Source organism: Pseudothermotoga elfii DSM 9442 = NBRC 107921 (assembly GCF_000504085.1).
In the GTDB taxonomy this organism is placed as follows: domain Bacteria; phylum Thermotogota; class Thermotogae; order Thermotogales; family DSM-5069; genus Pseudothermotoga_B; species Pseudothermotoga_B elfii.
In genome coordinates, this window is sequence record NC_022792.1 from 1,880,708 (window position 1) to 1,900,313 (window position 19,606).

Below are 19,606 nucleotides of genomic sequence, written 5' to 3' on the forward strand. Positions count from 1 at the left end.
CTCCTCATTCTCTCAGACCAAGGTACAATTCCTGGTCTGCAACAAGTTCATGACTGATAGCCTTTTCAAAAGCGTACCTTATCAATTCTGGATTAACATCTCTGCCGCCAAGTCCATAGACAAAGGAACCAAGAAGCGGCTTCGATGCTACTTCATACAGAGACGACTTAACAGCCTCATATAGAGGTGCTTCTGCACCAAAAGAAGCCGATCTATCGAGAACGACAACGGCTTTTCTACCTGTAAGGTACCTCTGTATTTCAGCTTTCGGGAATGGTCTGAACATCCATATTTTTAACAACCCAACTTTTTTTCCTTCTTCTCTTAATTGATCAACAACATATTTTATCGTCCCATTAGTTGAACCAAGAGCTACCATAACATACTGTGCGTCTTCCATTTTGTAAGGTTCAACATAATCATATTTCCTGCCAGAAATTTTGTAATACTCTTCAGATATTTTTGAGAATACCTCAAAAACATTTTCATTGCCTCAATTTGCTGCCTTTTGTGTTCGAAATAATAGTCGTATAGATCAAGAGGACCGTATGTCACTGGATTTTCCACATCAAGGAGAGGATAGAGAGGCTTCAACTGACCAACGAAACTCTTGACAACATCGTCAGGCAACAATTCAACCGCTTCTACTCCATGAGAAATGATGAATCCATCCTGATTAACCATAACAGGCAGTCTTATATTTTCATGTTCGGCAATCCTTACAGCCATGATTGTCAAATCGTAAACTTCCTGCGCGTCTTCGCAGAAAAGCTGTATCCATCCTGAATCTCTTTCTGCCATTGTATCACTATGGTCACAATGTATATTTATTGGCCCACTAAGTGCTCTGTTGACAACCGGCATTACTATAGGAAGTCTCAATGAAGCAGCTATATAAACAATTTCATGCATTAGTGCAAGTCCATTGGCACTGGTTGCTGTCATTGCTCTTGCGCCTGCAGCAGCGGCACCAACAAGTGCACTCATCGCACTATGCTCGCTCTCAACAGGTATCATTTCTGTTTTAACTACACCATCGGCAACATATTTTGCAAAATATTCAACTATGGGTGTTTGAGGGGTGATAGGATAAGCAGCCACTACATCAGGTTCAATCTGTTTCATAGCATAAGCGGCTGCCTGTGCTCCAGTTATAGCCTGTCTGGTAAGCTTCATACTCACTCCTCCTCGTGTGAAAACTCTGTTTCGGGTCTCATCTCAATAGCATTTCTTGGGCAAACATTAGCGCAAATACCACAGCCTTTACAATAGAAATAATTTATCCCTTTCATAACAGAATTTTCCTGAATAATAGCAAGGTCCGGACAGTAGAACCAACACATCATACAATCTATACATTTTGATCTATCATAAACAGGTCTTTTCACGCGCCAGTCGCCGGTTTTGTATTTGCGTGCAGTTCCCGGCTCAGTAATAATTCCACCAATTGGAACTTCATTCCATTTCTTCAACTCAGCCATCGCAGGCCACCTCCTCGTAACCCCGTCTTAAAGCTCTGAGATTGGCTTCAAGCATCTCTTCAGAGAGCTTTTTTCCAAACATATTCTTGATTTTTTGCTCGAGCGATTCAAGTGTCACAACATTTGTAATTTTCGCAACTGCACCAAGAATAACTGTATTTGGTATCCCTCTTTTAATTTCCTCAAGGGCTATATCAGTTGCTTTCAATGTACAAATTTTGCCATTAAAATGTGTTTTCTTTCTAATGTAGTCGACAGGGTGGGTTGTGTTAACAATTAAAACACCATCTTCAGTTATGCCCTCGACAACCGCTGGTGATAACAGCGTATCATCGATCACCACAACCACATTTGGTTTCTCAACTGATGAATGGATAGTAATCTTCCCATCGCTAATTCTGTTGAATGCCCTCATAGGCGCACCAGATCGCTCCGCACCATATTCGGGAAAAGCTTGGGCATACTTACCCATATCCAAAACTGCTTCTGCCAAAAGCTGCGAGGCACTTTTCGCACCTTGACCAGCTCTTGAGTGCCACCTGATTTCGTAATATTTGGCAGGCACTGTATCCCTCCTCTCGGATTCTGCTAACGACTATATACCCTGTAGTCTATCCAGGGGAATATCGCATCCATTTGCTCAATTTGCGAAAGATATTCTTCATCTATATTATTGCTCAAAAACTGTCTTTCCAGATCTAAAAACCTTTTCACATGCGTTTTAATTCTGTTAACTGCATATTCGACACTGGTGTTTGTCGTAATGATAAAGGCCCAATCGCTCGATTGAACAAGCAAAAGCTCACGGAGCATCTGGTTCAGTACTCTTATTTTTAACAAATCGTGCTCGTCCTTAAATTCACTTGCAAGTTTCTCCATTCTGTCACTCAATTCGTTCATATGAATGTATATCCAGTCATTTCTTCCGTTTAACCATGTTTCATTGTAGCCGCCGTTTCCCCACGAAGAAGCCGCCGGTGTGAGTATTTGAAACGAATCAAATTTTTCGAGGACCTCGGAAGCTGTCAGAGGTTTCATTGAACGAACCTTCGCGGCTTCTCTAAAGAAATATTCCAGAAATTCTGGCCCTTCAAACCACCAGTGCCCAAACAACTCCGTATCGAAAGGAGCTACCACGACTGGAGGTTGATCAAAAAGCTCATAAAGTCTTTGTATCTGAGTAAGTTTCTTATCAAGAAAATCTAAAGCATGCTCTTTTGCAGCTGTTAAAGCATCATCACGATTGTAGAAAGATTTACCGTCCAGCGGTAATTCTTTGGAAGTGATTTTGTAATATTTGATACCTGTATTCACACGTGCACCGCTTGGATCTATGTATGGCTTTATGTAATCAAAATCTCTGTCAAAACCTATATCTCTATAAAACTCCCTATATCTGTAATCGCCAGGGTATCCCGTTGAGGCACTCCAGACCTGTTCACTCGATTCTGGATCCCTCGAAAAAGCGAAAACACCAGATGGAGTCATTACAGGCCTGTAAACATCATATTTTGGTTTTTCATCAGCGTACCAAAGTGCATGTGAGTCAACAAAGAAAAATCTCAATTCATGTCTTTTGAGAATCTCATCCAAACCAGGATAATAACCACATTCAGCAAGCCACATGCCTTTCGGAGGAAAACCAAATACTTCTTGGAAAGCTCTTACTCCAAGTTTTATCTGTGAGTTTACAGCAACAGGTTGATGTTGCATTAAAGGCAAAAATCCGTGTGTGGCGTTGCATGTGATAAGTTCGATGTTTCCATCAAGTGAGTGTTTTTTAAATCCGCTGGTCAAATCGCAGTTCAGAGATTTATAGTACTCCAGTACCTGAGTAAATCTATTCTTGTAAAAAAGAGCAAGTTCTTTTTCTTCAAGGGTCCTTGCATGAACTATTTCTTTGTCGCAGAGTTCGATAAGTTGGGTTACGTGGGTTAAGAATTTTTCCTGAAGGCTTTTTGTTTTCATCATCTCAAGAAGTGGCGGGGTCAGAGATATTGTTACTTTAAAAGATATTCCATCCCGAGCAAGTCGATCGAAAGTCATCAATAAAGGTATATAGCTTTCGATAACTGCTTCGAAAAACCACCTTTCTTCAAGAAAAGAATCATGTTCTGGGTGATGAACATATGGAAGATGAGAGTGAAGAACAAGGCTGAAATAACCGATCACTTTCTATCACCTGCCAGATTTGAGAAACTTGAACCACGGCTACCACCTATGTGCTCAACAGGCTTTAAAAAAGCTTCACCTACAAACACGTATTTCTTTCCTCTTATATACCATCTCTGTCTGTTAGAAGGTGACGGAGAATCTGAAGGTGTCTTGCAAAGATTTGATCTCAGTAGCGGGATGAAATCGTAGCCATTTTTGTAACCTATTTCTGCAATGTAATCTGCATTGGACATCGGGACATGAAAATAATAATTTCTGCAGACACCGAGATCAATCCCAGCCTCAAAAATTCTGTGGGCATTTTTTCCATCAAAAATAATGAACGTCACATCGTACAATCTCACGACTACATTCCCGGCTTTAGAAAGTTTTTCAAAAGTTTCTGCAGACAGATCCCAATAAAGATAAACAAGGTGAGGGTTAACCGGTAGAAGCACTATCTTATCTGATCCATACGAAAAAGGAATTTCGTTAATCTCCTGCACAGTTCTTTTCGCAGAAGCAGGTGGAGATGTAGCTTCCTCAGGTAATTTCGAAGCGTATTCGCTGATTAATTTGTATACCTCCTGTTTTTTCATCATTTTCTTGACTTTTAATCCGAGTTTCTTGGCGAGCGCTTTTGCTTCTTGAATGGAAGGATTGCGATGAAGGAAATCAAACAAATCTTGGCGCCTCATGCCTTGCGCCTCCTTTTGCATAATATTTACATTTTATTCTATCATGTTCTAAAATAGTTGTAAATAGATAAAAAATAAAAAAACAAACGGGTATAAGGACCCTGATCTGGTTTATTTGGCATTTTTGAGGTTATTTGATGCTAATTTAAGATTCTATTCCTTTTATTTTTGCAAGTTCTTTTAAAAGCTTTGCTTCTTCAGAGGAAAGAGTTTTTGGTATTCGAACATTGACTGTGACATACAGGTCACCGCGCCTACCTGTTCTTACTGATGGAGCACCTTCTCCTTTAAGTCTAAAAACTGTCCCTGGCTGAGTACCTGCCGGTATTCGAAGCATTGTCGAATTTCCCGTTGGCAAATCGAGTTTCATAGTGGTACCAAGAATGGCTTCGAGATAATCTACCGTTACATCAACATATATATCATCGTCCTGTCTTCTAAATCTCTTATCTGGTCTGACATGGATCAAAACATACAGATCACCATACGGTCCACCACCGTAACCAGCGTTACCACCTGATTCAATTTTTATCCTGGCCCCATCAGAAACCCCAGCGGGTATATTGACAGTAGTCCTAAAGCGATTTCTTATTCTACCCGCTCCGCCGCAAACATGACATTTTTCTTTTATGACCCTGCCAGTACCACCACAAGTGCTACAAGTCCTTGTACTAACAAAAACCCCAAAAATGCTCCTTCTTTCCTCTCTTATGACACCCGTACCGTGACACCTCGGACAAGTTTGATAACCGCTGCCTGGTTCAACTCCTTGCCCTTGACAGTGCTCACAACGTTCATACCTGTCATACTCCACAGGTATCTGTTTCCCAAGAAGAGAGTCGGCAAAATCAATTTCAATATTCAGCGTTATATCTTCACCTGTTCTTCGCCTGTTCTGCTGCCTCTCCTGCGTTCCTCTTTCCCCAAAAAATATGTCGAAGATATCTCTTCCTAAGAAACTTTCAAAATCTTTGAAAATATCTTCAAACGAACCTGAGGAAGTCTGCTGGGAAAACTCAGCTTCTCCAACATAACCAAAGCGATCGTACATAGCTTTTTTTTGAGGATTGCTTAAAACTTCGTAAGCCTCCTGTATTTCTTTGAACTTTTCTTCGGCTTCTTTTTTGTTCTCTGGATGCAAATCGGGATGCCATTGCTTTATAAGTTTTTTGTAAGCCCTTTTTATTTCATCCTGCGAAGCGTCTCTTGATACACCCAAGATTGCGTAATAATCCTTACTCTGTCTTGGCACCGTTTTCACCTCTTGGCCTGACTGCTACCTGAACTTTCACAGGCTTCACAATTTTTTTGTGAAATTTATAACCATTTTCCAGGATTTTCAAAATTGAATATTCTTCTTTTTCATCTGTCTCAACACGTTCCACTGCTTCGTGTTCGAACGGGTCAAATTTTTCTTTTGGTTCTATCTTGAAAAGTCCTTCATCGTTCAAAATTTTCCAGAGCTTTTTGTATATAATCTCCATTCCGCTGTAGAAATTTTTGTATGATTTTGATCTTCGAACCTCTTCGAAAGCTCTTTCCATATCGTCAAGCACAGGAATTAATTTCACAAGGAAGTATTCATTGGCATTTTTCAAAACCTGTTCTTTTTCTCTTAATGAATCTCTTTTGTAGTTCTCGAATTGTGCCTTGAGCTGTCTTAGATGTTCAAGTAACTCATGCTTCTCTTTAATGAGCTGATCTAATGCCGATTGATTTTCTTTTTGTTCGGTAATCTGGGGTTTTTCATTTTCGTTCATTATTTTCCCTCCTCTCTGGTTGCAACCGTAAAGTACTCTGTAAGCCTACTTGTCATATATCTCAATGAATTGAATATATCTTCATATCTGACCACCTTGGAAGTGATGGCCATCACTTTTCCCATTAATTTGTCCTCCTTTTTGTATCCGTCGATGAAAAAAGCGAGATTCTCCAGACCAGATACACCGTGTTCAGAACCAATCAAGACCGCAGGAATCTCTTTCGCATTAATAAACACCTTTCTTAGCATCAAATCGTCTGAAAAGAAATTTGACAGCTTTCTGACCTCCTCCACATCGAAATCTTCAGCGTTGATCAATGTATCAATACCAACTTTAATTAAATCATTTCTGAAATCTTCTTTTAAAGTGTTAACGAGATACTCTGAAAGATCTATCAAATATTGATCAATTTCGCTTTCCAAGATTCGATCACTCATATTTTCTATATTTCGCCCACTTAGAAGCTGATTCATTATACTTTCCAGTGATAGATAATCTATTTCCTGAAAAGTCCTGAATGGTATAAATTTTACCAGCCCAAGTTCCATTACCATGGAAACCACATAATAAGTTCTGGTGACTGGTGCTATTGCAACACGGAGAATTTTGAGTTTCTCAACGGCTGGTTTTTCAAGAATAACAGCACCTTTAGCAATCTTCGAAAGGGCCATGGCCGCCCCTTCGAGTATTTTCTCCATATCACCAAAAGTAATAGGATACTTTGAATAAATCGAAGATGAGCGCTGCGTGTATTCTTTCATCAAACTGAGCGTTTCGTCTACATAGAATCGATAACCTTTATCAGTTGGAATTCTTCCAGCTGACGTGTGAGGTTGATGCAAATAACCAAGATATTCAAGTTTTCTGAGATCATTTCTCACAGTCGCACCACTACATGAGAGATCTGAAGCCTCCAGAACCCGCTCGGAGCTCACAGGCCTCTTTGACATTATATACTCACGTACAGCACAGTAAAGAATCTTTTTTTGCCTCTCATTTATTCTTGATTCACGCCTCATTTTATCACTCTCATCATTTGAGTGCTAATTTTAGCATAGCATAACCTGGAAAACTTGTCAAGCTTTACAAGCGGTGTTACAATTGTTTAGAGGTGGTGCAACAATGCTTGTCAGAAATCTGATTGAAGCTATCGATGAAGTAACCCTGAATCTCCAGTTTGATGGAGAAGATATCGTAATAACAGGCATCACCAATAAATCAACCGAGGTTCGTCCGGGATATTTGTTCATTTGTCACAAAGGAAGTCGATTTGATTCTCATGAAATAGCTTCTGAAATAATCAAGAAAGGTGCCTCATTTCTTGTTGTTGAGCATCCCATATCAGTGGATTTTCCTCACGTGGTTGTGAGTGACAGCAGACTTGCTGAATCTATCTTATCTGCTTTATATTACGGCGATCCATTCAACAAACTGCTTACTATAGGTATAACCGGGACAAATGGAAAAACAACGGCAGCTCATTTATTTCACCACGTCCTGAAGACTCTCGGAAGTAATGGCAGCATGCTTGGAACAATTTATTATGACATACTTGGAGAGCAAAAATTTCACCATGACAATACAACACCAGATGCAATAGAAATTCTCAAAGCAATGAAAAACACAGTTGATAGAAGTGGCAAACATTTTGTGATGGAAGTTTCATCACATTCTTTGGCTATGAAAAGAGTGGAGTCTGTAAAATTTGACATTGCTGCTTTGACAAATATTACGCGTGATCATCTTGATTTCCACCAAACTTTTGACGAATACATAAAGACCAAGCTCCACATATTTGATCTATTAAAAGAATTCGGTATAGCGGTTGTCAGTGATGAATTCGAGCATATAGTGAACAAAAGAGTGAAAAAAGTAATCTACGGCATGTCTGAGAATAGTGATTACAGAATTCTATCTGCAGAAATAGACAAATTCGGAACAAATTTCGTTTTGAAAAGCCGCTTCGGAGAACACAAATGCTCAATCAACATACCCGGCATACACAACGCATACAACGCAACACTTGTAATTGCATCTCTTTGTGAACTTGGATACGATATTGAGTCTATTATAGAAGCCATTAAAAGCTTTGAGGGAGTAGAAGGAAGGTTTCAGTTCATACGTGAAGGCGCTCTGGTGGGTATCGATATCGTTGTTGATTTTGCTCACAGCCCGGATGCACTGGAAAAAACCCTTATCACTGCAAGAAAAATCGCAAGCGGAAGAATCATAACAGTTTTTGGAGCTGGTGGCCAGGCAGATAAAGGAAAAAGGCCAATGATGGCTGAAGTGGTCTGCAGATACTCTGATGTAAGCATAATAACAACCGATGATCCAAGAGGAGAAGATCCCGAGGAAATATTATTCGAAGTTGAGAAAGGTGTTCCATCAGGATCACCATATCTCGTTATTCCAGACAGAAAGGAAGCAATAGAAACAGCTCTCACTTTGGCAAATCGCGGAGATATGGTCATAGTAGCAGGAAGGGGACATGAAGAATATCAAATTTTCAGCGACGAGAGGAAAATTCCATTCAAGGACGCTGAAGTAATTAGAAAAATCCTTTTGAAAGAATACGAAAAGGAGAAAAAACGTGTTTGAGAATTCTCGCTTTGTCGTTGATTCAAGGCAAGTTACCCCCGGATGTGTTTTCGTAGCCATTAAAGGTGAAAAAACTGATGGACACTTTTACGCCAATGAAGCAATTAACAAAGGTGCTGCTTATGTCGTTGCCGAAAAAAAACTACAACATATTCCAGAAGAAAAATTGATAACTGTCAATGACACAATTGAGTTTTTGCTCAGCAATGCCAGAGAAAAATTAAAAAAACATAATCCAGTTGTGATAGGTATAACAGGTTCAAACGGAAAAACCACCACGAAAGAACTCCTCTATCAGCTCTTGGGAAAAGACAGGGCTTTTCGTAATCCAGGAAATTTGAACACGGAGATCGGTTTGCCACTATCGATTCTCAATGAATACAATGCGGAGAAATTCGCTATTTTAGAAATGGCTATGAATAAATTTGGAGATATTGCAAGATTATGCCAAATAGCCATGCCTCACGTGGCAATTTTGCTGAATGTTGGAACAGCACATCGTGGAATAGCAGGAAATCAGGAAATGATATTGAGAGGAAAACTCCAATTAATCGAGAATATGCAAAAAAATGGAACAGCCATAGTTTTGTATGATAAAAAACTGCTGGATAGAATTTCATCGAAACCTATGGTAACTTTTGGCTATAAAAAAGGAGATTATCAACTTGTCGATTATTGTTATATTGATTTCTCAACGAAAGCCTTCTACAAAACCCCAAGAGAGCAGCTAATCTTCAACCTCAAATCAATCTGGAATGCCGGTCAGCTAACAAATATATCAGCAGTTTTAGCCGCACTGGATATTCTCGGAATAGACTGTAATAAAAACATTCTGGAAAACTTTATGCCTGTGGCTGGAAGATTCAGGGTAATGAATTGCAATGGAATTTATGTGGTGGATGACACTTATAATGCAAGCATAGAGTCGTTTGAAACAGCCGTTGAAACAATAAAGAAGCTTGGTAAAAGATCATTTGCTGTAGTTGGTTCAATTAAAGAACAGGGAAAATACTCAATTGAAACACACAGGAAACTTGGCGAGATTCTCGAAAAATTAGATGGTGTTGTGGTTTACAACGTCGATAATGAGATAGAAATCATGAACTGTTCAAAAAAAATTTTTGCAAGCAACAGCGCAACAGAAATCTCTGATTTTTTGAAAAGAATCCTGATACCTGGCGATGTAGTTTTATTCAAAGCATCAAGGTCAGTTCAAATAGAGAAAGTTTTGCAAATATATACGGAGGAGATTAGATGTTGATCCCGTTTATAATTTTCGCAATCTGCACGATTCTGTACTCTCCACTCATAAAATTTTTGAGAAGATATAAACTCGGTCAGTATATAAGAGAGGAAGGGCCGGATTTACACAGTTATAAAGCAGGTACGCCCACAGCTGGGGGAATTTTGTTTGTTTTGGTACCATCTCTGTTTATCTTTTTTGTTAACACGGCCGATGCTCTCGCGCTTATCTTTTTCGGTTTCATCGGCTTTCTGGATGATTTTCTCAGCCTGAAAAGAAAAAAATCCATGGGCTTGAGAGCATGGCAGAAATTTCTACTTCAGGTAATTTTCTCAACAGTGATATACCTGATCGTAAATCCACAAAGAAATCATATTTTGATACCATTTACCCACTCAACTTTGAACCTTGGATATTTTTACCCAATATTTGCTATTTTGTTTATAGCTGGCTTCAGCAATGCGGTTAATCTTACGGATGGACTGGACGGACTGGCTGGGGGAGTTTTTCTAACCACCAGTTTGCCATACTGGGTATTTCTGAATCAGAGTGAAAAATCACTTCTGTACACATCAGTTGCCGTTATGGCTTTTTTAATCTATAACATCAAGCCAGCCAAAGTATTCATGGGAGATACTGGAGCTCTAGCCCTTGGAGGACTTCTTGCAACAGTCTCGTTAAGAACCTCGAACGAACTTTCATTGATATGTTTTACTCCTGTTTTTCTTGCCGAAACCTTTAGTGTGATATTGCAAGTGGTTAGCTTCAAGATCTTTAAAAGAAGGATATTTAAAATGGCGCCTTTACACCATCATTTCGAACTTCTTGGATGGAAAGAAGAAAGAATTGTCCAGATGTTCACCCTGGTAAATCTTGCAATTACAACCTTTTTCATGTTGGGAGCACCCCAATGATGAGAAGATTTTTAGCAAAGCTTCTTCTGCTATCTTTTTTCACGTTTTCATCATTCAGTTACGCAAACAGCGTAAAAATAACTCATATAGAAGCAGGTTATACAAGAGCATCTTACAACGACGAGATAATATGCCTTGTAAGATCTCAATCACCATCAGTGCTTGTACTGAATAAAAACGGAAAGACGATAAGCAACATAACAGTTGGACTTTCATATCCTGTCAGTGCCATTTACAAAGCTGGTATGGTATTTATCTCTGATTATTACAAATCTTCTGTCATGGTTTACACAATGTTCGGCAGATTTGTAAAGAGAATAGACGTTGGCTCCCATCCAACAACGATAAAATCCTTTGACGGCAAAATTTATGTCAGTTGTTCTAAAGACAGTTCTGTTTACGAAATTGATTATCAAACACTTCTGGTTAGAAAAAAATATTCCTTTAAATCGGCCTCACCATACTTTGAAGTGTTAGACGACAAATTAGTTTATCTGTATTTTTTCGACAGCGACAAATCTTACGAAATCGTCAGCGAAAACAGAGTTGAAGTGAAAGTGGACAACCTGAAAAATCCTGTTAAATACATTGAAAAGAATGGAGTTTCTTTTCTGCTGGGCTATACAGATGGAATGCTGGTTTGCCTGAAGAATAACAGAGAGATGTGGAGAATTAATCTTCCAGATTTCGCAAGAGATATGGTACTCACAGAAAATTATATTGTCGTTACAAGTTTACTTGAACCAATTGCTTCACTGATTACATACACCGGTGAAATCGCACAAAAGATCATTTTGCCGAATGTTTCCCATAGAGTTCTGAATATGAAAGAAAAACTCGTCTTTCTGAATCATCTACCAGGAGAAGTGTATATAGTTGATCCTGAAGAAAACTCTATAGAAACAATAAATGTGGGAACTTACGCATTAGAGATGTTTAAAATTTCAGAATCTGAAGTAGTTGTTCTGTGTTCTGACTCTGGAGAGCTCTACTTTATAAACCTTGGGGAATAATCCCCAAGGTTAGGATTTTGAAATAATATAATCTACAATATCCTTTACTGTCGAAATCTTTTCCAGATCCGAATCATCAATCTTTACATCAAATTCTTCCTCAAATGCCATTACCAGATCAACCAGATCTAAAGAATCAGCATTCAGATCTTCTGTCAATTTGCTTGTTTCACTGATCTGACTCAATTCAACTCCAAGTTTCTCGGATATAATTTTCGCAACTTTTTCAACGATTGCATTTCTGTCCATGAAACAACCCCCTTACAAAAGTTATTCGCAAAAGATTATAAAAAACAATCATGATTATGTCAAATCAACTATTTTCTTTCTTTGTATTTATAAAGAATATTTAAAAAACCAGAAATGCTCTCTCAGGAAGCATATATTCAAGAATCCACAGCTGTCTTTATTGGAAGAAATAACCTCCAAAAAAGCTGTTATCTATCATGGAACGAAGCTTTATTGCATTTTTTACAGCCTTGCCACGATAACAATTATTGAAAAAAACGAACGTATCAAGCGACTTTCTAAGTAATTTTTCAATATCGATCTTGAAAAGCTCCAGTTCTTCTTCAGAATAATCGTAATTGTAACGCTCAGAAGAAGAAACAAACCATTTACTGTTCCTGCCATGAAATCTGAAATAAGAAATATCAGAAGTCTTTAAAGGTCTGTAAGGAAAAAGATTCCTGATCTGCGGTTCATCAACTATGACATAACACATTTCATTTTCTTCGAGAAACCTGTAAACATCGTCTGTGTTCCAGGATTTATGTCTGAATTCGATAGCTATGGGAATTGTAGAAGTATCTCTGATTTTCTTCAGGTAATCAACATTTTCCTTGGAGTAGGTAAAAGAGTAAGGAAATTGTGCGAGCAAAACTTTCAGTCTCTTCTCGAGAATCATCGGTTCTAAAGCATTTAGAAGAAATTTGATATCTTCGCGAGGAAAATGTGAATTTTTCCATCCTTCATGCGTAATCGAGCCTGGAACCTTTACACTAAAAACAAGTGAAGAAGGAGTTTTTCTCACCATGGAAACTATTGTCTTATAACCTGGAAGGCCATAATAAGTGAAGTTCAGTTCAACCGCATTGAATTTCCAGACAGCCGAGTAATATTTTATCATCGCTGAGCGAGATATCTTTTCCGGGTAAACAGCTCCTATCCAGTCATCAAAATAGTACCCGCTTGTACCAATATACAACAAGATGATTCCCCCTAATTATGTTATCATCAATTCTGGTGATGAAGATGATAAAAATAGGTGCTCATATGCCAATTTCATATGGTTTCGAAAAAGTACCCGAGTTAACAGTAGAAATAGGGGGAAACGCATTCCAGATTTTTTCACACAGTCCAAGAACCTGGAGAGCCGGATTGCCTTCGAAAGAATCATGTGAAAAATTCAAAATTTTCATGAATAAATGTGCAATTCCGTTTCAGAATGCGTTTTGTCACACAGGATATTTAATCAACCTGGCAAGTCCGAAAGAAGATATATGGACCAAGTCTGTGCAATTGATGATAATTGAGGGCAAAATCTGTGAAATGCTGGGTATCCCTTATCTAAATGTTCATCCGGGAAGTCATACCGGTTCTGGAGAAAGGGAAGGTATGCAGAGAATTGTTAGGGCAATAGATGAGTTTATGAAAAACACTTCGAACATTACATTGCTGCTTGAAAATGTTTCTCCAAAAGGTGGAAATATTGGCTATAAAATGCACCAACTTGGCCAGATTATAAAGTCTGTGTCTTATCCAGATCGAATCGGTGTTACTTACGACACATGCCATGGTTTTGATGCGGGCTATGACATAACCACAAAAGAAGGGGTCACAAAATTGCTTGACGAAATGGAATCAGCATTTGGACTCTGGAGGCTGAAAATGATCCATTTGAACGATTCCAAAGCACCTTTTGGAAAACCTCTTGATAGGCATGAAAATATTGGTAAAGGTTATATAGGTGATGAAGGATTCCGAAACTTCCTGAGCTTTTCCCAGATACAGAGCGTACCATGGATTCTGGAAACACCTGATAGCAAAGACCTATACAAAACAGAAATAAAACACGTGAAATCTCTTCTGGGGTTGATTGAATGATTTCTGACGGATTTGTGCTTAAAAGAATCGTAGACGAATTAAGCAGTCTTGAAGGGGCAAAACTGAGACAAATATACCAATATGGTAAATCGGACATATACCTTTATTTTCAGAATGCCGTGGTAAGAATATGTCTTGAGCCATCCCTGGCACATATTTGTTATACAGAAAAAGAAGATTTCTCAGATCATCGTCCATCAAATTTTGTGCTGCTGTTGCGTACAAAGCTTAGAAATGCTCGTGTCAGGAAAGTCTGCCAGGTATCACTTGACAGGGTTATGTTCTTTGAATTTGATAAAATAGACGAGATTGGAAACAGACATTTTTACAGACTGTATATCGAGTTTTTCGGAAGCCACTGCAATGTTATTTTTGTGGAAAATGACATCATAATTGATGCCTTGAGGTCTGTTCTGACAGTGTCTCGTCGAATTCAAAAAGGGGAAATCTATCGATCAAGCAATGAAAAATTGAATCCACTTGAGGTTACTTACAATGATTTTTCTTTCGATGAACGGGCAAAAATCTCTCAGGTACTCTCACAGGAATTCTTTGGGTTTTCAAAATATATAATAAGGGAACTTTTGAACAGAGCAAACCTCCAAGATAAACTTGCCTGCGATCTGCTCACAGAAGAGAGAGAATCTTTAAAACATTCTTTCTTTTCACTCATCAATGATTTCGAAAGAGGAAAAACATATGTTTATGAATTTGAAGAAAAATTCTTAATCACAACTATTCCTTTGAAAACACTGCCATTTAAAAACCTGTCTGAACATTCGAATATATCCAATGCTATAGATGATATTTATAAAATCGTTCTTTTGAAAAAAGAGGTCGATAACTTTAAAGCAAGATTGATAAAATGCGTGCAAGATAAAGTAAAAAAAAGCGAAAAGATCCTCAACACGCTTGAAGAAGAATTATTGGCATGCCGGAAAGCTGAGGAATATCACAAATACGGAGAGTTGCTAAAATATGCTCAGGAAAAAAAAGACCTGCATAAATCTGTAAATGTTATGGACTACAATACAGGTCAAATGACCTTGGTACCACTGGTTGACGGAAAAGGTGTTAAAGAAAGCTCCCAGTATTATTTTGCTCTTTACAAAAAGTTAAAAGAAAAATCTGAAATACTGAAAGCACGAATAAAACGGGAAACTCTTTTTTTGAATTATGCCGAACAGTTGATGCACACCCTAGAGCTGGCCGAAGACCTTGAAACACTTCAGGAAATAGAACAGGAAATGGCTCAGCAGGGTTTAATCAAGGAAAAAACTGTTTTCAGAAAATCGAAAAGTAAGCCAGAGTTTAAAAAAATTGTGTATGAAGGATTTACGATACTGGTTGGAAAAAACAATAAACAAAACGAGAAGCTTGTCAGAATCTCTAATAAAAATGATATCTGGCTTCATGTTCATGAAATGCCAGGTGCTCATGTTGTGATAAAAACAAATGGTCAGACTGTGCCAAGAAAGATTTTAGAGTTTGCTGCAGCTATCGCCGCTTACCATTCTAAGGCACGTTTCTCTTCAAAAGTTCCTGTAGATTACACGCCCATAAAAAATGTTCATAAACCAAAAGGCTCCCCGCCTGGTATGGTACTTTATACAAACTATGAAACCATTTTTGCAAATCCCAACCTGCTTAAAACTTCTGGTTCATACCCTTTTTAAAATTATATAAAGCGATACTTGACAAATTATAAAGTTTCCCCCTAAAATATTTTCATAAAGAAAGGGGGAACAAAATATGTTTAATGCTTTTATTGCAAATTTTCAAAAATCATGGATAGAATTTAAGCGTTATTATTTCAACACGATCTCCAGCCTGGTAACTGTACTGATTTTCTTCTACCTAATATTTTTTGGAATAAAAGCAGTGGGAGGTTCAGCACCAACTTTTGGCGAAACAATTGATGGGGTTATTGTGGGTTATTTTATGTGGTTGATGTTTATCTTTTCTTTCCAGGGTGTGGCATGGGGGATAATAGATGAGGCACAGAGAGGGACACTTGAACAGGTATTTGTTGCTCCAATAGCTTTTGAATATCAGATGCTTTTCAGAATGATCAGTGATTTTGTTTTCAATATATTGTTCGCGATCCCGCTGATGTATTTTGCAGCTTTCACAACCGGAAGGCATTTGAATTTTGATCTTCCAACACTTCTGTATCTGTTAATTTCCGGGACGGCTTCTGCACTTGGCATAGGTATGATGTTAGGCGGAATAGCACTCGTTTTCAAAAGAATATCATCGTTCATTCAGATAGTTACTTTTGCATCCCTTGCATTTACGATGTTTGACTTCTCTAAGTTTTATTATCGACTGCTTCCAATGTCACAGGCAGCTTTTCTTATGAGAAAACTTGCTATAGATGGTCTTAGATTCTATCAGTTTTCTGCCCAGGATCATTTGTTGTTGTGGGTTGTGGCTACGATATATCTTTCGACCGGTATATTAATTTTCAGATTATTCGAAAAACATGCAATGACTGCCGGTACTCTTGGGCAATATTGATAAGGGGGTGTCGTAATGATACAGATCAAAAATCTTGTTAAGACCTATCCAAAAAGAGGCTCAAAAGAACGCTTGAAAGCCGTTGATGATGTTTCTCTCGAATTGAAACCAGGCGAGATATTCGCATTGCTTGGACCCAATGGAGCAGGTAAAACAACAACCATAAAATGTGCGTGCGGCCTCATCGTACCTGATAGCGGGCAGATAAAAATCAAAGAACACGATGTTTTGAAAAATAGATCAAAAGCCCTTCAGCATATAAGCGTCGTTCTTGAAGGAAACAGAAACCTTTATTGGCGAATGACTCCTGTTGAAAATATGAAGTATTTTGCGGGCATTCGAGGAAAACATTTAAAAAAAACTGAAGCTTTAGAAATCTTAAAAACACTTGGTATAGAAGAGAAAGCAAACGAAATTGTTCACAAACTCTCAAGGGGCATGCAACAGAAAACAGCAATAGCCGTTTGTCTTGCGGCTGGAACAGATATACTCTTGCTCGATGAACCCACTCTTGGATTGGACGTGAATTCCGCTGTCGAATTCAGATCATTGCTCAAAAACCTCCAGGAACGTGGAAAAACCATCTTGCTTTCAACCCACGACATGAATCTGGTTGAAGCTGTTGCAGATAGAGTTGCTATAATGAGCAAAGCAAGAATAGTTGTGTGCGAAGAAAAGAAAAAGCTCTTGAGTCTTTTCAGCGCAAGAGGATATAAAATCTGCCTGATTGAAAACGATTCGCTCCAGAAAAAATTGAGAAATCTCGGATTCACTGAGTGGCACAAAGATGGGAACATCATAGAAATACACCTGAATCTCACCACTTCAAAACAACTCTACGAGATCATAGAAATGTTTAAGAATAACCAGATAGAAATAGAAAGCATAGAGAGAGAATTGGTTAATTTTGAAAAAATCTTCATTTCATATACCAACGATACACCCTCCCAATCGTGATATATACTATTTGTGGTGTAATCTGTGCCCAAATATGGCAGATTTGCTCTTCTATAGTATAATCAACAAAGTGTGATGAAATCTAATCAGGGAGGGACTTGTATGAGACATCCCCTTGTGAAAAACGCGGAAGATAGGATGAATAAAGCTGTTGAGAAAATCAGCGAAGAGCTCCGAAAAATGCGCACAGGCAGACCTTCACCAGCAATTCTTGAAGAAATAAAGGTGGATTATTACGGTGCTCAGACCCCCATAAGTCAACTTGCAACAGTGAATATTACCGAGGATAGAGCCCTGATAATTAAACCATGGGACAGATCGGTACTCTCATCTATAGAAAAAGCCATCTTCGCATCTGACCTGGGACTAACTCCACAGAACGATGGAAATGTAATAAGATTGACTTTTCCCACCCCAACAACAGAACAAAGGCAAAAGTGGGCCAAAAAAGCCAAAGAGATTGCTGAACAGGGCAAGATAGCCATAAGGAACATCAGAAGGGATATTCTGAAGGAGTTAAAAGGTGATACAAAAGATGGCAAGATTTCCGAAGACGACGAAAAGAGAATTGAAAAGGAAATACAGGATCTAACAGATAAGAAGATACTGGAAATAGATAAATTGCTTGAAAAGAAAGAAAAGGAGATAATGGAAGTTTGATCACACATTTAGCTTTCATAATGGATGGAAATGGAAGATGGGCTCAAAAGAAAGGACTACCGAGGGCTGAGGGCCACCGAAGAGGAGCCCAGAAAGCCGAAAAAGTCGTAGAATGGTGCGCCGAACTGGGCATAAAATATGTCACCCTGTACACCTTTTCGACAGAAAACTGGAAAAGACCAAAAGAAGAGATAAACTATCTTTTTCTCTTACTGGTAAATACAATAAAGAGAAAATTTAATCATATGATGAAACAGGGGGTTAGATTGAGATTTTGTGGTGTCATAGATGAGTTGCCAAAACAAATAGCAGACATATGCCGGGAATTCGAAGAAAAAACGAAGCACAACGACAAAATTCAGGTTATTCTGGCATTAAACTATGGTGGACGCAGAGAATTGATTGATGCATTCAACAGAGCAATAAAAGCTGGTGTAAAGTCTCTTAGTGAAGATGACTTCAAGCAATTTCTTTACTTGCCCGACGTTCCTGACCCCGATTTCGTGATAAGGACTTCGGGCGAAATAAGGATAAGTAATTTTTTGCTCTGGCAGACAGCTTATAGCGAGTTGTATTTTACAAAAACTCTGTGGCCAGATTTTGCAAGAAGCGATCTTTTGAGAGCTTTAGATGATTTCAACAAGCGTCACAGAAAATTTGGGGGATTATGATGGCTGAAACAAAAACAAGACTTATTACTGCTCTAATAGTTGCTCCTTTTGTGGTCGCATGTTTTATAAACTATAACAGTTTGATAGGATTGGTTGCCGCTGTAGTTTTACTCGCTTCTTACGAGCTCTTGAATATGGCAATACTCGACCAGCAACACAGGATTTTTCTGTATTTTGGCGTATCGATCAGTGTTGGCTTCACTATTGTTTATGGGATATTTCAAGCAAGAAATGGCATGTTGTTGCTTTGCTTAGCATTCATTTTGAATGGCGCTCTATCTGTTTTGACGATCAAAAAAATCTCGATTGTATGGAATACTGTACTCGCTTCGAGCCTCTCTTTACTCTATATAGCGGGATGTCTTTCATTTTTCTTCCCATTATATCTAAAATTTGGTGCGGCAAACGCACTTTTGAACTTAACGGCTGTCTGGCTGTATGACACCGGGGCGTATTTTGCTGGCTTGAGATGGGGAAAAACAAAGATAGCAAAGCATATAAGCCCATCCAAAAGCCTTGAAGGAATTTTTGGTGGTTTTCTCACTGCAATCGCATTCTCGGTTGTTTATAAAATCTGTTTTGAGCTGATTTTTCACAGCGAGGTTATGCCATTCAAGTCGCTTGTAATTTTCTCTCTGACGATAGCCATATTTGATACATTTGGCGATATATTTGAATCTGCCCTGAAAAGGTACTTCAATCTTAAGGACTCTGGAAATGTTTTGCCAGGTCATGGAGGTATGTTAGATAGAATTGATGGATTGTTATTCGTTACGCCAGTAACCTATTTTTTATTTACGCTTGGCATCTTATGAGGAGGTTAAG

General features: G+C 38.5%; 20 protein-coding genes and 1 pseudogene. 11 read left to right on the forward strand and 10 right to left on the reverse strand.

The window, feature by feature from the left end:
* Positions 1-4: 4 nt before the first annotated feature.
* From porA to hrcA, 8 genes and pseudogenes are all read right to left on the reverse strand, one after another.
* Positions 5-1,176: pseudogene (gene porA / locus TEL01S_RS09175) on the reverse strand (pyruvate synthase subunit PorA).
* Between the two features lie 2 nt (positions 1,177-1,178).
* Positions 1,179-1,481, reverse strand: a complete 303-nt coding sequence (gene porD, locus TEL01S_RS09180; RefSeq protein ID WP_012003806.1) for a pyruvate synthase subunit PorD — start codon at positions 1,479-1,481, stop codon at positions 1,179-1,181.
* Complete coding sequence (locus tag TEL01S_RS09185) at positions 1,474-2,046, reverse strand: 2-oxoacid:acceptor oxidoreductase family protein (protein WP_012003807.1); 573 nt, start codon at positions 2,044-2,046, stop codon at positions 1,474-1,476. Before TEL01S_RS09185 ends, porD begins: the two co-directional genes overlap by 8 nt.
* A 23-nt stretch (positions 2,047-2,069) precedes the next feature.
* Positions 2,070-3,653, reverse strand: a complete 1,584-nt coding sequence (locus TEL01S_RS09190; protein WP_012003808.1) for a glycoside hydrolase family 57 protein — start codon at positions 3,651-3,653, stop codon at positions 2,070-2,072.
* Positions 3,650-4,333, reverse strand: a complete 684-nt coding sequence (locus TEL01S_RS09195) for a DUF4912 domain-containing protein (protein WP_012003809.1) — start codon at positions 4,331-4,333, stop codon at positions 3,650-3,652. Before TEL01S_RS09195 ends, TEL01S_RS09190 begins: the two co-directional genes overlap by 4 nt.
* A 145-nt stretch (positions 4,334-4,478) precedes the next feature.
* Positions 4,479-5,585, reverse strand: a complete 1,107-nt coding sequence (gene dnaJ, locus TEL01S_RS09200) for a molecular chaperone DnaJ (protein ID WP_028843717.1) — start codon at positions 5,583-5,585, stop codon at positions 4,479-4,481.
* Complete coding sequence (locus tag TEL01S_RS09205; protein WP_012003811.1) at positions 5,569-6,093, reverse strand: nucleotide exchange factor GrpE; 525 nt, start codon at positions 6,091-6,093, stop codon at positions 5,569-5,571. The genes dnaJ and TEL01S_RS09205 overlap by 17 nt, the downstream gene beginning before the upstream one ends.
* Positions 6,093-7,115 carry a heat-inducible transcriptional repressor HrcA gene (hrcA, locus tag TEL01S_RS09210; RefSeq protein ID WP_028843716.1) on the reverse strand — a complete coding sequence of 341 codons (1,023 nt, stop codon included), beginning with the start codon at positions 7,113-7,115 and terminating at the stop codon, positions 6,093-6,095. Before hrcA ends, TEL01S_RS09205 begins: the two co-directional genes overlap by 1 nt.
* A gap of 103 nt (positions 7,116-7,218) precedes the next feature.
* Between hrcA and TEL01S_RS09215 the strand changes: the two genes are divergently transcribed.
* The 4 genes from TEL01S_RS09215 to TEL01S_RS09230 are packed head-to-tail and all read left to right on the forward strand — an operon-like array spanning position 7,219 to position 11,867.
* Positions 7,219-8,697, forward strand: coding sequence for a UDP-N-acetylmuramoyl-L-alanyl-D-glutamate--2,6-diaminopimelate ligase (locus tag TEL01S_RS09215; RefSeq protein WP_028843715.1), 1,479 nt, complete (start codon positions 7,219-7,221; stop codon positions 8,695-8,697).
* Positions 8,690-9,958: a UDP-N-acetylmuramoyl-tripeptide--D-alanyl-D-alanine ligase gene (locus tag TEL01S_RS09220; RefSeq protein ID WP_028843714.1), complete on the forward strand. Its 1,269-nt coding sequence runs from the start codon at positions 8,690-8,692 to the stop codon at positions 9,956-9,958. Before TEL01S_RS09215 ends, TEL01S_RS09220 begins: the two co-directional genes overlap by 8 nt.
* Positions 9,952-10,854, forward strand: coding sequence for a phospho-N-acetylmuramoyl-pentapeptide-transferase (gene mraY / locus TEL01S_RS09225; protein WP_038051491.1), 903 nt, complete (start codon positions 9,952-9,954; stop codon positions 10,852-10,854). Before TEL01S_RS09220 ends, mraY begins: the two co-directional genes overlap by 7 nt.
* Positions 10,851-11,867, forward strand: a complete 1,017-nt coding sequence (locus TEL01S_RS09230; protein ID WP_012003816.1) for a YncE family protein — start codon at positions 10,851-10,853, stop codon at positions 11,865-11,867. The genes mraY and TEL01S_RS09230 overlap by 4 nt, the downstream gene beginning before the upstream one ends.
* Positions 11,868-11,876: 9 nt before the next feature.
* Here TEL01S_RS09230 and acpP read toward each other — a convergent pair whose 3' ends face one another.
* Positions 11,877-12,116 (reverse strand): acyl carrier protein, encoded by a 240-nt coding sequence (gene acpP / locus TEL01S_RS09235; RefSeq protein WP_012003817.1) that lies wholly within the window; start codon positions 12,114-12,116, stop codon positions 11,877-11,879.
* Positions 12,117-12,273: 157 nt separating this feature from the next.
* Positions 12,274-13,077: a DUF72 domain-containing protein gene (locus TEL01S_RS09240; protein ID WP_012003818.1), complete on the reverse strand. Its 804-nt coding sequence runs from the start codon at positions 13,075-13,077 to the stop codon at positions 12,274-12,276.
* A gap of 44 nt (positions 13,078-13,121) precedes the next feature.
* On the opposite strand from TEL01S_RS09240, the gene TEL01S_RS09245 reads away from it, so the two are divergent.
* From TEL01S_RS09245 to TEL01S_RS09275, 7 genes are all read left to right on the forward strand, one after another.
* Positions 13,122-13,973, forward strand: coding sequence for a deoxyribonuclease IV (locus tag TEL01S_RS09245; RefSeq protein WP_012003819.1), 852 nt, complete (start codon positions 13,122-13,124; stop codon positions 13,971-13,973).
* Positions 13,970-15,649: an Rqc2 family fibronectin-binding protein gene (locus tag TEL01S_RS09250; protein WP_012003820.1), complete on the forward strand. Its 1,680-nt coding sequence runs from the start codon at positions 13,970-13,972 to the stop codon at positions 15,647-15,649. The genes TEL01S_RS09245 and TEL01S_RS09250 overlap by 4 nt, the downstream gene beginning before the upstream one ends.
* 76 nt (positions 15,650-15,725) lie before the next feature.
* Positions 15,726-16,493: an ABC transporter permease gene (locus TEL01S_RS09255; RefSeq protein ID WP_012003821.1), complete on the forward strand. Its 768-nt coding sequence runs from the start codon at positions 15,726-15,728 to the stop codon at positions 16,491-16,493.
* Positions 16,494-16,508: 15 nt separating this feature from the next.
* Positions 16,509-17,450 carry an ABC transporter ATP-binding protein gene (locus TEL01S_RS09260; RefSeq protein ID WP_012003822.1) on the forward strand — a complete coding sequence of 314 codons (942 nt, stop codon included), beginning with the start codon at positions 16,509-16,511 and terminating at the stop codon, positions 17,448-17,450.
* Positions 17,451-17,552: 102 nt separating this feature from the next.
* Positions 17,553-18,110: a ribosome recycling factor gene (frr, locus tag TEL01S_RS09265; protein ID WP_012003823.1), complete on the forward strand. Its 558-nt coding sequence runs from the start codon at positions 17,553-17,555 to the stop codon at positions 18,108-18,110.
* Complete coding sequence (gene uppS / locus TEL01S_RS09270) at positions 18,107-18,781, forward strand: polyprenyl diphosphate synthase (protein ID WP_012003824.1); 675 nt, start codon at positions 18,107-18,109, stop codon at positions 18,779-18,781. Before frr ends, uppS begins: the two co-directional genes overlap by 4 nt.
* Entirely contained in the window at positions 18,778-19,596 is an 819-nt protein-coding gene (locus TEL01S_RS09275; protein WP_012003825.1) for a phosphatidate cytidylyltransferase, read from the forward strand. The genes uppS and TEL01S_RS09275 overlap by 4 nt, the downstream gene beginning before the upstream one ends.
* Positions 19,597-19,606 lie beyond the last annotated feature (10 nt).

Bases quoted from the DNA above. Each gene is read 5' to 3' on its own strand.
- TEL01S_RS09275 (WP_012003825.1), top strand. From the start codon at position 18,778: ATGATGGCTGAAACAAAAACAAGACTTATTACTGCTCTAATAGTTGCT.
- TEL01S_RS09205 (WP_012003811.1), bottom strand. From the start codon at position 6,093: ATGAACGAAAATGAAAAACCCCAGATTACCGAACAAAAAGAAAATCAA.
- mraY (WP_038051491.1), top strand. From the start codon at position 9,952: ATGTTGATCCCGTTTATAATTTTCGCAATCTGCACGATTCTGTACTCT.
- TEL01S_RS09250 (WP_012003820.1), top strand. From the start codon at position 13,970: ATGATTTCTGACGGATTTGTGCTTAAAAGAATCGTAGACGAATTAAGC.
- TEL01S_RS09245 (WP_012003819.1), top strand. From the start codon at position 13,122: ATGATAAAAATAGGTGCTCATATGCCAATTTCATATGGTTTCGAAAAA.
- TEL01S_RS09215 (WP_028843715.1), top strand. From the start codon at position 7,219: ATGCTTGTCAGAAATCTGATTGAAGCTATCGATGAAGTAACCCTGAAT.
- TEL01S_RS09230 (WP_012003816.1), top strand. From the start codon at position 10,851: ATGATGAGAAGATTTTTAGCAAAGCTTCTTCTGCTATCTTTTTTCACG.
- frr (WP_012003823.1), top strand. From the start codon at position 17,553: ATGAGACATCCCCTTGTGAAAAACGCGGAAGATAGGATGAATAAAGCT.
- TEL01S_RS09260 (WP_012003822.1), top strand. From the start codon at position 16,509: ATGATACAGATCAAAAATCTTGTTAAGACCTATCCAAAAAGAGGCTCA.
- acpP (WP_012003817.1), bottom strand. From the start codon at position 12,116: ATGGACAGAAATGCAATCGTTGAAAAAGTTGCGAAAATTATATCCGAG.
- TEL01S_RS09255 (WP_012003821.1), top strand. From the start codon at position 15,726: ATGTTTAATGCTTTTATTGCAAATTTTCAAAAATCATGGATAGAATTT.
- TEL01S_RS09195 (WP_012003809.1), bottom strand. From the start codon at position 4,333: ATGAGGCGCCAAGATTTGTTTGATTTCCTTCATCGCAATCCTTCCATT.
- porD (WP_012003806.1), bottom strand. From the start codon at position 1,481: ATGGCTGAGTTGAAGAAATGGAATGAAGTTCCAATTGGTGGAATTATT.
- hrcA (WP_028843716.1), bottom strand. From the start codon at position 7,115: ATGAGGCGTGAATCAAGAATAAATGAGAGGCAAAAAAAGATTCTTTAC.